This is a genomic window from Catenulispora rubra, from assembly GCF_015356825.1.
Classification (GTDB): domain Bacteria; phylum Actinomycetota; class Actinomycetes; order Streptomycetales; family Catenulisporaceae; genus Catenulispora; species Catenulispora rubra.
The window spans coordinates 1-13,140 of sequence record NZ_JAACYW010000314.1 but is presented as its reverse complement, the minus strand read 5'-3'; the positions used below and the strand labels follow the sequence as shown (position 1 = coordinate 13,140).

Genomic DNA, 13,140 nt, shown 5'->3' with positions numbered 1-13,140 from the left:
CCACCCACCCTCGCCAACGACGCCTGGATCATCTTCACCTCCGGCTCGACCGGCAAGCCGAAGGGCGTCGCCGTCACCCACCGCAACGCGGCGGCCTTCGTCGACGCCGAGGCCGGCCTGTTCCTGAGCGGCGCCCCGATCGGCACCTCGGACCGCGTCCTGGCGGGCCTGTCCGTGGCCTTCGACGCCTCCTGCGAGGAGATGTGGCTGGCCTGGCGCAACGGCGCCTGCCTGGTCCCGGCGCCGCGGGCGCTGGTGCGCAGCGGCGTGGACCTGGGCCCGTGGCTGGTGGAGAACGGCATCACCGTGGTCTCGACGGTCCCGACGCTGGCCTCGCTGTGGCCGGTGGAGGCGCTGGCCGACGTCAGGCTGTTGATCTTCGGCGGCGAGGCCTGCCCGCCGGAGCTGGCCGAGCGCCTGGCGGTGACGGGCCAGGAGGTGTGGAACACCTACGGCCCGACCGAGGCGACGGTGGTCGCCACCGCCGCGCAGCTGACCGGTCAGAGCCCGGTGCGCATCGGGCTGCCGCTGGACGGCTGGGAGCTGGTGGTCGTCGACGAGCTGGAGGAGCCGGTGCCGATGGGCGGCTCGGGCCAGCTGGTGATCGGCGGCGTGGGCCTGGCGCGGTATCTGGATCCGGAGAAGGACGCCGAGAAGTACGCGCCGCTGAAGTCGATGGACTGGGACCGCGCGTATCGCAGCGGCGACATGGTCCGCGCCGATCCGGAGGGCCTGGTTTTCCTGGGCCGGGCCGATGAGCAGGTCAAGCTCGGCGGCCGCAGGATCGAGCTGGGCGAAGTGGACGCGGCCCTGCAGGCGTTGCCCGGCGTGGCCGGTGCCGCGGCGGCGGTGAAGAAGACCGCCGGTGGTGCGGAGATCCTGGTCGGCTACGTCGTGCCCAACGCCGCGGGCTTCGACACGGCGACGGCACGCGCGACGCTGGGCGAGCAGTTGCCGGCGGCGCTGGTGCCGCGGATCGCGGTGGTCGACGCTCTGCCGGTGCGCACGTCGGGCAAGGTGGATCGCAACGCGCTGCCATGGCCGTTGCCCGGAGTCGAGGAACCGGTCGAGGCGGCGGAACTGACGGTCGCCGAGGACTGGCTGGCCGAACGCTGGGCGACGCTGCTGGGCGAGCGCCCGGTGCGCCCCGAGATCGACTTCTTCGATGTGGGCGGCAGTTCGCTGGTGGCGGCGCGGTTCGTGTCGATTCTGCGGTCGCGGTATCCGACCGTGACGGTGCGCGACGTGTATGACAATCCGACGCTGGGCGAGTTGGCGGCGCGGTTGATGGCTTTGGCGCCAGAAGCCGTAGACGGCGAGGTCGCGGAGTCGGTGCCGGAGGTGGCGCCGGTCAGCCGCGGCGCGCAGGCCGTACAGGTGGCGGCGATGGTGCCGTTGGCGACGTTGGGTGCGGTGCGCTGGCTGACGTTGTTGGCGGGGCTGGGGAATCTGGTCGACGTGCCGTGGGCGCCGCAGGTGTCGTGGTGGCTGGTGGCGGCGGGGTTCGTGCTGTTCGTCTCCCCTCCCGGCCGGATCGCGCTGGCGGCGGGGGGCGTGCGGTTGCTGGTGCGGGGCCTGCGGCCGGGTGATTATCCGCGGGGCGGGTCGGTGCATCTGCGGTTGTGGGCGGCGGAGCAGTTGGCGTGGCGTATCGGGGTGTTGACGACGGTGACGGGGCCGTGGAACACGTTGTACGCGCGGGCGTTGGGGGCGCGGTTGGGTCCGGGTGTGGATCTGCATTCGCCGCCGCCGGTGACGGGCATGCTGCGGATGGATCAGGGTTCCTCGGTGGAGCCCGAGGTGGACCTGACTGGTTTCTGGGTGGATGGCGGCCGGGTGCGCGTGGGCGAGTTGCGGATTGGCGCGAACGCTTCGGTGGGTGCGCGGTCGCTGCTGTTGCCGGGGGCGCGGATCGGTGAGCGGGCGCGGATCGCGCCGGGTTCGTCGGTCGCCGGCGTGGTGCCGGCCGGTCAGGAGTGGGCGGGGTCGCCGGCAGTGCGGTTGCGCAAGGCCGAGCGTCCTCCGGGTGTGGCGCGGCGTTCGCGGCTGTGGACGTGGGTGTACGGGTCGACGGCGGTCGGGCTGGCGTTGTTCCCGCTGATCGCGGCGCTTCCGGCGTTGCTGATCGTGGCGGCGTTCGTGCAGGGCACGTCGACGGTGTGGCAGGGCTTCGGCTGGGCGCTGGTGGGTCTGGTGCCGGCGACGCCGGTGTTCGTGATCTGCTACGCGCTGCTGACGTTGGCGTGTGTGCGGGCGTTGAGCGTGGGCATGAGCGCCGGCGACCATCCCCTGCACAGCCGCCGCGCGTGGCAGACCTGGGCGACGTTGCAGCTGATGGCGATGGCCCGGGTGTGGCTGTATCCGCTGTATGCGAGCATCCTGACGCCGTCGTGGCTGCGGGTGCTGGGCATGCGGGTCGGTCGGGGCGTGGAGATGTCGACCGTGTTGGCGGTCCCCGCCATGACCACGGTCAACGACGGCGCGTTCCTGGCCGACGACACGATGATCGCGCCGTACGAGATGGCCGGCGGCTGGCTGCGCGTGGGGCACGCGCGGATCGGCAAGCGGGTGTTCGTGGGCAACTCCGGGATGGTGGCGCCGGGGCGCAAGCTGCCGAAGGAGAGCCTGGTCGGGGTGTTGTCGGCGGCTCCGCAGAAGGCGAAGCGGGGTAAGTCGTATCTGGGGATGCCTCCGGAGCGGTTGCGGCGTCCGGGCCAGGACGTCGACGACTCGTTGACGTACAACCCGCCGCGCCGTCTGATGGCAGCGCGCGCCACGATTGAGCTGTGTCGTCTGGTGCCGATGATGGTGACGGCCGGGGTGGCGTTGTTGTCGGTGGCGGTGGTGACGGAGCTGGCGCGGTCTTGGGGTGTGGCGGCGGCGGTGCTTTTGGGCGGTCTGGTGTTTTTGGCGGCGGGGGTGCTGGCCGGTCTGGTCGCGGTGGTGGCGAAGTGGGCTTTGGTCGGGCGGATCCGGGTATCGGATCAGCCGTTGTGGAGTTCGTTCGTGTGGCGCAACGAGTTGGCGGACAACTTCGTGGAGTTGGTGGCGGCTCCGTGGTTCGCGGAGACGTGGTTGGGGACGGCGCCGTTGAACGTGTGGCATCGGGCGATGGGATCGCGGGTGGGTCGTGGCGTGTGGTGTGAGACGTACTGGTTGCCGGAGGCGGATTTGATCGTGTTGGGGGATGCCTCGACGGTGAATCGGGGGTGTGTGGTGCAGACGCATCTGTTCCATGACCGGGTGATGAGTATGGATGTGGTGCGCCTGGACGCGGGGGCGACGTTGGGTCCGCAGGGGGTGATTCTGCCGGCGGCGGAGATCGGGGCGCAGGCGACGGTGGGTCCGGCGTCGTTGGTGATGCGGGGTGAGTCGGTGCCGGCGCATACGCGGTGGCAGGGGAATCCGATCGCGCCGTGGCCGGGTCGGGCATGAGCGGGGATCTGGTGTCCGGTACTGCTGGTGCGGGGGCGGGTGCTGGCGCGCGGGCTGGCGGCGGTGTTGGCGCGAGCGCCGGTGTCGGTGCGCGGCGGACGACGGCGGCGCCGTATTTTCCGCGGCGCGGCAATGACGGCTACGTCGTCGAGCATTACGAGCTGACGCTTGATTACCGGGTGGGGTCGAACCGGTTGTCGGGCGTGGCGGTGGTGACGGTGTGGGCGACGTCGGCGCTGTCGTCGCTGGTGTTCGATTTCGCGGACCTGCGGGTGGACCGGGTCATACTGCAGGACGGCCGCCGACTGCGCTTCGAGCACCGCAAGGAGAAGCTGAAGGTGGTGCTTCCGGCGCCGGTGGCGGCGGGGGAGCAGGTGGTGGTGGAGGTGGTGTACCGGGGCGCGCCGCGTCCGACGTCTTCGCGGTACGGGGGCCTGGGGTGGGAGCAGTTGGCGGACGGGGTGTTGGTGGCGTCGCAGCCGACGGGGGCTCCGTCGTGGTTTCCGTGTAATGACCGGCCGGATGACAAGGCGACGTATCGGATTCAGGTGATGACGGCGTCGCAGTACTGGGTGGTGGCGAACGGCCGGCTGGCGGGTGTGGCGCACAGCGGGTCGTCGTCGACGTGGACGTTCGTGCAGGACGTGCCGATGGCGACGTATTTGGCGACGGTGCAGATCGGTCATTATCAGCGGGTGGAGTTACCGGGGACGGCTGGCGGGGTGCCGCTGTTTGTGGTGGCTCCGGCGCGGCGGATGGCGGCGGCGGTGGAGGCGTTGGCGGCGCAGGACGCGATGATCGCGTTGTTCGGCCGGTTGTTCGGGCCGTATCCGTTCGGGGCGTACACGGTGGTGGTGACGGAGGATCACCTGGACATCCCGGTGGAGGCCCAGGGTGTGTCGATGTTCGGCAGCAACCACGTGGAGGGCGACGCCGACGCGGATGGCGAGCGCCTGATTCCGCATGAGCTGGCGCACCAGTGGTTCGGGAACAGTCTGACGTTGGGTGACTGGCGGGATATCTGGCTGCACGAGGGCTTCGCGTGCTACGCGGAGTGGTTGTGGTCGGAGGGCTCGGGTGGGCGTTCGGCGGCGGAGCATGCGCGGATGTGGCATGGCCGTTTGGCGCGGCTGCCGCAGGATCTGGTGCTGGCCGACCCGGGCGCGGCGGACTTGTTCGACGACCGGGTGTACAAGCGTGGCGCGTTGACGTTGCACGCGCTGCGGGTGACGGTCGGCGACGAGGTGTTCTTCGCGGCGTTGCGGGAGTGGACGGCGCGGTTCCGGCATTCGACGGTGTCGACGGCGGAGTTCGTGGAGCTGGTGTCGTCGGTGGTGGGGCGGGATATGAGTGAGTTCTTCGACGGGTGGTTGTATACGGGGGCGTTGCCGGCGCTGCCGCGGTAACGGGGCAGGCGATTCGCCTTTAACCACGAAGCAGAAGCGTTCCTACTCCGGAGCCTGGAACCCACCGATCTCCTCCTCAAGCAGCTCGGCGAGCCGCAGCGGAGTCCGGTCCTCGAACATCGGGCCGATGAGCTGCACTCCCACCGGCAGTCCCTCGGGGGATCGTCCTGTCGGTACGGCGGTGGCGGGCAGTCCCGGCATGGTGGCCAGGCCGGCCCAGACGAGCTGGTCGAAGTACGGGTACTCGGTGCCGTCGATATCTACCCGGCGCGCGAGCGTGTTGGGGTTGTGGTCGTGTGGGAACGCGGGTGTGGGCGTGATCGGGCAGACCACGGCGTCGAACTCGGTGAAGAGCTGCCGCCAGTGGTGGCGGTGGAGTTCACGCTTGTTGTTGGCCTCCATCCAGTCCCGGTGGCTGAACACCATCGCGCGCAGGCGTGTCGCGTCGAGGCTGTGGTCGTCTGCGGTCAGGGCGGCGGCGTGGTCCTGCAGCTGTTCGTACACATCGGCCGGGAGACGTGCGGCGGAGCCTGAGAACAGCAGCTGTGTGTAGAGCACTGCGGCTTCGGTCAGGTCGGGCAGCAGTGGGCTGTGTCGTTCGACGCGAGCGCCGCTGCTGCGGAGTGCGTCGGCGACCCGGTCCAGGCCGGCGCGCACTGCGGATCCGGTCGGGATGATCGGGTGCTCGTCGACGATCAGGACGCGGAAGTCGCCGAGTCGCTGGTGGCGTGCCGGCGGTAGGGCCAGGTTGTGCGCGACGCCGAGCGTCAGCGGGTCCGGTCCGGCCATGACGTCGAGCAGCAGAGTGAGGTCGCGCGCGGTTCGAGCCATGGGTCCGACGACGGCGAGGTCGGGTTCGCCCGGCAGTGCCGGTGCGGGAGGCGGGGTCATGCCGCGGTACGTCGCGAGCCCGAGCGTCGGCTTGTGTGCGTAGACGCCGCAGAAGTGTGCGGGGGTGCGCAGCGATCCGGCGAGGTCGGAGCCGATGGACAGTGCGCCGAATCCGGAGGCCAGGGCTGCGGCCGATCCGCCGGAGGATCCGCCTGACGTGCGAGCGTGATCCCAGGGGTTGTTGGTGGTGCCGTAGATGTCGTTGAAGCTTTGGATGTCCTGTAGCCCCAGCGGCACATTGGTCTTGCCGAGCACCACGGCGCCTGCGGCCTTGAGCCGCGATACCTGCAGCGCGTCCTCGACCGGGACGAAGTCCCGGTGCTGCGGCATGCCCCAGGTCGTGGGCAGTCCGGCCATGTTGTAGGACTCCTTGACGGTCACCGGAATCCCGAGCAGCGGCCGGTCTTCGCCACGAGCGCGTGCCTGGTCGGCGTCGTGGGCGGCGGCGCGTGCGCGGTCGAAGTCCGGTACGCAGATCGCGTTGATCGCTTTGTCGTCCTGCTCGATGCGGGCGATCGCGTCGTCGGTGAGTTCGGTCGAGGTCACTTCGCCGGCGCGCAGGGCGGCGAGGAGTTCTTCGGCCGTCTGGTGTTTCCGCTGCATGATTCCGACCGTATCTGTCTCTGAAAGAGGCCATAAAATGCTGATTTATACAACAGGATTGTTGGCTCAGCCCAGGGCGTCTATCAGGGCGGTGACGTAGGCGTTCAGTCGCTGCTCTACGGCTCGTGTGGTCAGGTCTGTCCTGCCGGCCTCGCGCCATGGCTGTGACACCACGCTCAGTTCTTCTGAGAGCGCCAGCGGGTCCCGCACCATCCAGTACAGCCGCTCGCTCGCGGTTGCGGCGAGCGCCCCGCCAGCCTGCTCGTATGCTTCGGCGAATCGCAGACCCCATTCGGGGCCGTGCAGGAGCGCCAGATTTGCTGAGCAGTGCGCCACATCGAGGTCTGCCGGACCCCAGGAGGTCGTAGCCCAGTCAACAACCCCCGTGATCCGTGTGGTTGCCTCCTCTGGGGGCGGCTCGTCGAACAGCACGTTGCCGGGTTGGAAGTCGCGGTGCAGGAATCGCCCCTCATAGGGCGGCGTGGGCTTGCGGATCACATCTTTGGCCGCAGCCCATGCCGCCGCGTCGGCTCCCTTCGGGGTCACGACGCTTTCGGCGGTGGTCAGCGCCACGTACTTCCGCGGCCGTTCGGCGGGCCGTACCGCGTGGATCGCCACCAACTGCCGCGCCAGCAGAGGCACGCGCGTCTGTACTCCGTCGTCGTCGAGCACAGTCCGCCCCGGCAGATGGGTCATGAGCAGCGAGGGATGCTCGGCGCTCGAATCCACAGCGACGAGCCTGGGAGCCGTCACCTCGGACCCGGCAAGCGCTGTCAGCGCCTCGGCTTCCCTGATCAGCGAGTCCTGCGCGCGCTCGACGTAGTACGGGTCGACGTAGGATCGCAGCACCAGCTCACGGGTGTTTCCGTCCCGCGCGCCGATGGTCAGTTTTCGCATTTCGGCGGTGATCCCGCCGCGCAGCGCCTCGCATCCGATGATCTGCTCGCCGGCCTGCAGGTGCCGCTGTACCCAGGCCAGCGTTGACGGTCGGAGGGCGGCCGCCTGATCGTGATTCGTCACCGCGTCACTCCCTCACATCAGTAGTGCCTGAAGCTCCGGTAGCCGCCCGAACAGATCAGGCAGGCCGCGCAGGCCGTTCCGCACCGACTCGTGCGACAGCGCGAGGCCAGGGCCGGTACCTGCCTCGACCCCGGCGAGGCATCGCAGGATGTTCCACCGCGTGTGCCCCAGCCAGCCGCCGACGATGTACACGAACCAGCTCGGACCTGCCGCCGGCAGCGCCCCGCCCCCCGCGACGTAGCCGTCGAGGACCGTCCGGAAGATGTCACGCTCGATGCCCTCAAAACCAGGCCCCTTAGCCAGGCTCAGCGCGGTCGAGCCGAGCTCGCCGGACAGGTCGAGCATCCCCGACAGCTCCCAGTCGAGCACCACCGGCCGTCCCCGCCGTGCGAGCAGGTTCCACGGCTGGATGTCCCTGTGCGTCAGCACCACGGGGCCCGGCCGTTCGCAGGTGTCGACGAAGTCGGCGATCGCCAGGAACGTCTCGACCCGCGAGGCGAGTTCGTCGGCCCACGGCTGCCCGGTCGCCACCGCCCGCGCGGCCAACTCGGGCCAGTCCCGTGACGTAGGTTCCTCGGACGGCGCGTCTGTCCACGCGACGTCGAGCGCGTGGATGCGTGCCAGGATCTCCCCGACCTCGAACGCGTACTCCGCCGCCACCGGTGCTTCCGGGACCGTCTCACCCTCGACCCACTGGTGGACGAGCGTGTCGTGGCTGGCCGAGACCGGCTCCGGCATCGGGATCCCTGCCTCGAACGCCGCCCGCTCGAACCTGAACACATCCTCGACCCGATAGGCCCAGCGGCGATCGACGAGATTCAGCTCCTTCACCGCGAACGACCCCCGCTCGGTGTCGAGACGGTACATCCGGTTGGCGAACCCTCCGTGGATGCGCGTCATCGGCCCCGTCGGCACGCCCAGATGGGAAAGATCCACCCGCGCATGCTAGGCGCCGGCAGTTCACTGACGCACGCGACTTTCCCGCAGCGCGCGCCGTAAGCGGCGCTGATCCGGTCCGGCGCTGAACCGGCCTGGCGGCAGCTCAGCGCTGGCCGTGGCCTCTCACCTGGTACGGGAGGCCACGGCCGAGGGCCTGGGTGTTCGCGTGGACAATTTCCTGTCCTGAATTCCTGCTTTTCGACGTTTCCGCTTTGTCTGGAAGGTGTCTGGAAGGCAGGGGGTTCGGGGTGTCGGGTCACAGCCGTTTCCTCACCGGGCTGTCCGCCCGGCGCGCGCCGAGGCCGCCGAGGACGAGGGCCCGGGCGACATGCGCTCCGCCCCCTCCCGGCTAGGCTTTCGCAGGTAGGGCGCGTGCTCCGCGTAGCTGGAATATTTAACATTCAACTACGTTGGAGACCAGTGACCGCGACTCCGCCCCGACCGAAACCCTGGAGGCTGCCGTGCCTGCTGTGACCGTAGAGAACCCGCTGGCGCTGCCCCGCATCGCCGCCCCCGCCATCGACGCCGTGCCGCGCCCCGTGCTGGCGGTGGCGACCGCCCCCAGCGGCTTCGAGGGCGAGGGCTTCCCGGTGAACCGGGCGTTCGCCGGCATCCGCACCGAGTACCTGGACCCGTTCATCATGATGGACCAGATGGGCGAGGTGGAGTACGCCGCCGGGGAGCCGAAGGGCACGCCGTGGCATCCGCACCGGGGCTTCGAGACCGTCACCTACATCATCGACGGCACGTTCATCCACCAGGACAGCCACGGCGGCGGCGGCGTCATCACCGACGGCGACACCCAGTGGATGACCGCCGGCTCGGGCCTGCTGCACATCGAGACCCCGCCGGAGAAGCTGGTGCAGTCCGGCGGCTGGTTCCACGGCATCCAGCTGTGGGTGAACCTGCCCGCGGCCAAGAAGTGGTCGCCGCCGCGCTACCAGGACATCCGCAGCGGCCAGGTGGGCCTGGCCTCCTCCCAGGACGGCGGCGCGCTGGTCCGCGTCATCGCCGGCGGCATCGAGGGCGTCGAGGGCCCCGGCGTCACCCACACCCCGATCACCCTGGCGCACCTGTCCATCACCCCCGGCGCGCGCGTGGAGCTGCCGTGGCGCAAGGACTTCAACGCCCTGGTGTACGTCCTCAACGGCCGCGGCACCGTCGGCGCCGAGGACCGCCCCGTGCACTCCGCGCAGGCCGCCGTGTTCGGCCCCGGCGACTCCGTCGTCATCGCCGCCGACCAGCAGCAGGACTCCCGCCACCCGACCATGGACGTGATCGTCCTGGGCGGCGAGCCGATCCGCGAGCCGGTGGTGCACTACGGCCCGTTCGTGATGAACACCGAGGACGAGATCCGGCAGGCGCTGCTGGACTTCCGCTCCGGCAAGATGGGCGTGGAGCCGACCGATGCGATCCCGCACATCCAGCCCGGCGACACGCCGCCGGCTGAGTGATCGGGGCATGACGACTTGAGGGAGCCACGCGGGCGCGGGCTCCCTCAAGTATTTCCTTAGCTATGTCACGAGCATCGCGTCACGGTGCGGCCAGGTCCACGGCGATCCGGTGGTCGTACTTCCACCCGTGCGCCACACAGCCCCCGTCGCCCCACGGGCACTGCACGAACCACTCCCGCGCCGTGGCCCGATACATCCGATACGGCGAGGCCCCGCTGACCTGCTCCAGGCGCACCGGCCGCCCGCCGCGCCCAGCGGGCCCGGGGTAGACGGCCAAGGCGCGCGCCAGCGCCTCGGTGTCCTCGTCCGCGATCTGCGCCGCCTGCGCGGTCATGACGAGGGCGTCGCCGGTCGCCGGCGCGGCCGTCGAGTCGAAGATCAGCAGGCTGACCTCCGGCCGGACGGCCAGCGCCTGGGAGTGGCGGGTGAGCGGGGAGGACATCCAGTAGAAGTCGACGGCGTCGCCGGTGGCGTAGAACACCGGGCTCGCCCAGGGGGAGCCGTGTTCGTCGACGCAGGCGATGGTCACGTACACGTTCGCGTCGATGATCCCCTGCGCGATGCCCGCCAGGTCCGTGTCCGTCGGGTCCGTCATGGCACGCCACTGTAGTCACCGGATGTGACCGGCGGCGTGCCGGTCACATCCAGCCGCGCCGCGACGCCGGCATCCGCGCCGCCCCGGTGTCGTCCGGGACCACGCCGAGCACCTGGTGGATCCCGATGCCGCCGTCCTCGAAACCCAGCGCCGAGCCGGTCATGTACAGCAGCCACACCCGGGCCCGTCCGACGCCGACCAGGTCCACGGCCCGGTCCCAGCTCTCCTGCAGGTTCGCCACCCACGCCCGCAGCGTCAGCGCGTAGTGCTCGCGCAGCGCCTCCACGTCGCGCAGCTCGAACCCGGCCTGCTGCATCGCCGCGGCGGTGACGCCGGCGTCCAGCAGTTCCCCGTCGGGGAAGACGTAGCGGCCGATGAAGCTGCGGCCGCTGATCCGGGAGCCGCCGGGGCTGGAGATCGCGTGGTTCAGCAGCCGCCCGCCCGGGCCCAGCAGGGAGCGCAGCGTGTCGAAGTACTGCGCGGTGCGCTCGCCGCCGACGTGTTCGAACATGCCGATGGAGGAGACGGCGTCGAACTGCTCGCCGCCGAGGTCGCGGTAGTCCTGCAGCCGGATCTCCACCTGGTCGCTGACCCCGGCCGCGGCGACGCGCTTGCGCGCCAGGTCGGCTTGGGCGGAGCTGATGGTGATGCCGACGACGCGGGCGTCGTAGTGCGTGGCGGCGTGGATCGCCATCGAACCCCAGCCGCAGCCCACGTCCAGCAGCCGCATGCCCGGGCCCCGGTCCAGGCCCAGCTTGCGGCAGATCAGGTCGTGCTTGGCGGCCTGCGCGTCGACCAGCGCCATCGAGGCGTCCGGGCCCTGGCGGCCGTCATCGGTTGGGGAGACGAACCGCGCGCAGGAGTACGTCATCGACTCCCCGAGCACCAGCTCGTAGAACTCGTTGCCGACGTCGTAGTGGTGCGTGATCGCCTCGGAGTCACGGCGTTTGCTGTGCAGTCGGCCCTGCGGATGCGCCTCCTGCTCCGGCGGCTCCGGCCGGGACCGCAACGCGCCCGCCCGCGCCGCCACACCCAGCGCCTTGGCCGCCGCCTGAGCACCCAGGGCCGCATCGTGCGGCGCCGACTGCTGCAAGGAGCGCAGCACCGTGAACAGATCCCCGGTGAAATCCAACGCCCCGGACACGAAAGCCCGCACCAACCCCAGCTCACCCGGCGCCCACACCAGATGACCCAGCGCGTCCTTCGACCGCACCAGGACAGAACCGACAACGCGCCCATCACGCGGAGCCAACGAACTGCCGTCCCAGAACTCGAACCGCACCGGCGGCGGCGCCGACCCGAACACGACGCTCAACAGGGGCCTGAACACGGATGCGACAGTGGTCTTGGTACCCATGCAACTATTTTGCATCGTCATACCCGCCAAAGCGCTACAGCCGCGCCACCCTTTGCGGATTCTCGTCGGCTACGCGCCCACATCAGGGCCGTGAGCGCGGCGTGAGGGGCCGGTGTGTGACGAACCAGACGGCCGGCTCGTGAGATACCACGTCCCGCCGATGGTCAGCAACGCGAACACCGCAAGGCCGACACCGAGCGCGACGACCAGCCAGATCCGGTCCCGCAGATGCAGGTTGCCGTTGAGGGTGACCTGCAACGAACCGACAGCGAAAGCGATGGCCGCGGTGAAGATCGCGACCAGTTCCACCGCCCGCACCGTCGAGGACTGCAAAGTGCTCTGGATCGCCGCGTTCGCCCGCTCCTGCGCCTCCCAGCGGCCGCGTTGCTCGGCCGACCACTGCGCACGCAGCCGGCCCTCCAAAATGGCTTCGCGCTTGGTCAGGTACTGCTGCTGGAGCAGCTCGTGGCTGACCCGGCCACCGATCGCCGGCAGCAGGTTCAAAGCCTCGTCGATGGCGACCAGCGCCTCATCGGGGCGATGGCACAGGTGCAGCCCGCAGGCCAGGCGGTAGCGGAAGATGTGGTCGGCGCCCGCCTGATAGGCCGCGACGGCCTCGGACGCACGTTCGGTCAACAACACGCCCTGACCGTCGAACGGCACAGCATCCGATATGCCCTGCACACACACGTCCACCACTTCACGCGTCCGGTCCGGGGCCCGCCACGCCACATCCAGAAGCCTGATCGCGTAATCGGTGGTCATGGCACGGCTGCCGAATGCCGCCAGCGACCGCAGCGCCGTCACCGCCGGATCCTCCCGGCGCGCGCCGGCGGCTTCCAGCAGCGGCGAGGCGTCCAGGAACATGCGCAGCGCGTCGAAGGCACGGTTGGCCCGCAGTTTGCCGGCGTGGTAGAGCGCCGCGAACAGGGCGACGGTTTCGCTGGTGGCAGGGGCCGCGAGCAGCGCCGCGGTGGCTTCGGCGAGTTCGGCGGGGGATTCGACGCTGCTGCGGGTGACGAAGCCGTTGCCCAGGGCCCAGCGGTGTTCGATCTGGTGGCGCACCGGCGCGGCGACGTGGTTCTCCAGCCAGCGGGCACACCGCGCGGCCGTGGCGATGCCGGGCTGGTCGATCAGGCGCAGCTGCCAGTAGCGGTCGGCACAGATGAGCGCCGCGTCGTCGGCGAAGTCGCCGGTGGTGACGTCGAAATCGGGTTCGACACCGACGGCGACCAGGGCCGAGGCCACCTCGGCACAGACGCGGTCCCGGTGGCGGGAGTCCGATCCGGCCTGCTTCAGCTGGGCCAGCACCGCTGCCTTGTTCATCGTCCCCCGCTTGTGTCCGAGTTCTGATTCGTTCTACCACAGCGGATCACGACGGTGCAGGCCCCGCCACTGTGCCCCGACCCCGCCCGGCACAGCGCGCACACCACCCCACCG

At 70.1% G+C, this 13,140-nt stretch carries 9 protein-coding genes; 3 read left to right on the top strand and 6 right to left on the bottom strand.

Features of this window, described 5'->3' with window-relative positions; genetic code table 11:
- Both GWK61_RS46015 and GWK61_RS46010 read left to right on the top strand, forming a co-directional pair.
- A partial coding sequence (locus GWK61_RS46015; protein ID WP_194919128.1) for a Pls/PosA family non-ribosomal peptide synthetase occupies positions 1 to 3,435 on the top strand: 3,435 nt, incomplete at its 5' end.
- On the top strand, positions 3,432 to 4,841 hold the full coding sequence (locus GWK61_RS46010) for a M1 family metallopeptidase (protein WP_194919126.1): 1,410 nt from the start codon (positions 3,432 to 3,434) through the stop codon (positions 4,839 to 4,841). The genes GWK61_RS46015 and GWK61_RS46010, both read left to right, overlap by 4 nt.
- A 42-nt stretch (positions 4,842 to 4,883) precedes the next feature.
- Here the strand turns inward: GWK61_RS46010 and GWK61_RS46005 are convergent, their stop codons facing one another.
- The 3 genes from GWK61_RS46005 to GWK61_RS45995 form a co-directional block, all read right to left on the bottom strand.
- Positions 4,884 to 6,335: an amidase gene (locus GWK61_RS46005; RefSeq protein ID WP_194919124.1), complete on the bottom strand. Its 1,452-nt coding sequence runs from the start codon at positions 6,333 to 6,335 to the stop codon at positions 4,884 to 4,886.
- A gap of 66 nt (positions 6,336 to 6,401) precedes the next feature.
- Positions 6,402 to 7,355 (bottom strand): phosphotransferase family protein, encoded by a 954-nt coding sequence (locus GWK61_RS46000; RefSeq protein WP_194919121.1) that lies wholly within the window; start codon positions 7,353 to 7,355, stop codon positions 6,402 to 6,404.
- 12 nt (positions 7,356 to 7,367) lie between these two features.
- Positions 7,368 to 8,291, bottom strand: a complete 924-nt coding sequence (locus tag GWK61_RS45995) for a phosphotransferase family protein (protein ID WP_194919120.1) — start codon at positions 8,289 to 8,291, stop codon at positions 7,368 to 7,370.
- A gap of 464 nt (positions 8,292 to 8,755) precedes the next feature.
- Here GWK61_RS45995 and GWK61_RS45990 point away from each other — a divergent pair, with 464 nt between their 5' ends.
- Complete coding sequence (locus GWK61_RS45990) at positions 8,756 to 9,748, top strand: pirin family protein (protein WP_194919118.1); 993 nt, start codon at positions 8,756 to 8,758, stop codon at positions 9,746 to 9,748.
- Positions 9,749 to 9,827: 79 nt separating this feature from the next.
- Here GWK61_RS45990 and GWK61_RS45985 read toward each other — a convergent pair whose 3' ends face one another.
- The 3 genes from GWK61_RS45985 to GWK61_RS45975 form a co-directional block, all read right to left on the bottom strand.
- On the bottom strand, positions 9,828 to 10,343 hold the full coding sequence (locus tag GWK61_RS45985; protein ID WP_194919116.1) for a pyridoxamine 5'-phosphate oxidase family protein: 516 nt from the start codon (positions 10,341 to 10,343) through the stop codon (positions 9,828 to 9,830).
- Positions 10,344 to 10,386: 43 nt separating this feature from the next.
- Positions 10,387 to 11,700 carry a class I SAM-dependent methyltransferase gene (locus tag GWK61_RS45980; RefSeq protein ID WP_228564052.1) on the bottom strand — a complete coding sequence of 438 codons (1,314 nt, stop codon included), beginning with the start codon at positions 11,698 to 11,700 and terminating at the stop codon, positions 10,387 to 10,389.
- A gap of 69 nt (positions 11,701 to 11,769) precedes the next feature.
- The gene (locus GWK61_RS45975; protein ID WP_194919114.1) at positions 11,770 to 13,026 is read right to left on the bottom strand and encodes a hypothetical protein; all 1,257 of its coding nucleotides are present in this window, start codon (positions 13,024 to 13,026) and stop codon (positions 11,770 to 11,772) included.
- Between the last annotated feature and the right edge of the window lie 114 nt (positions 13,027 to 13,140).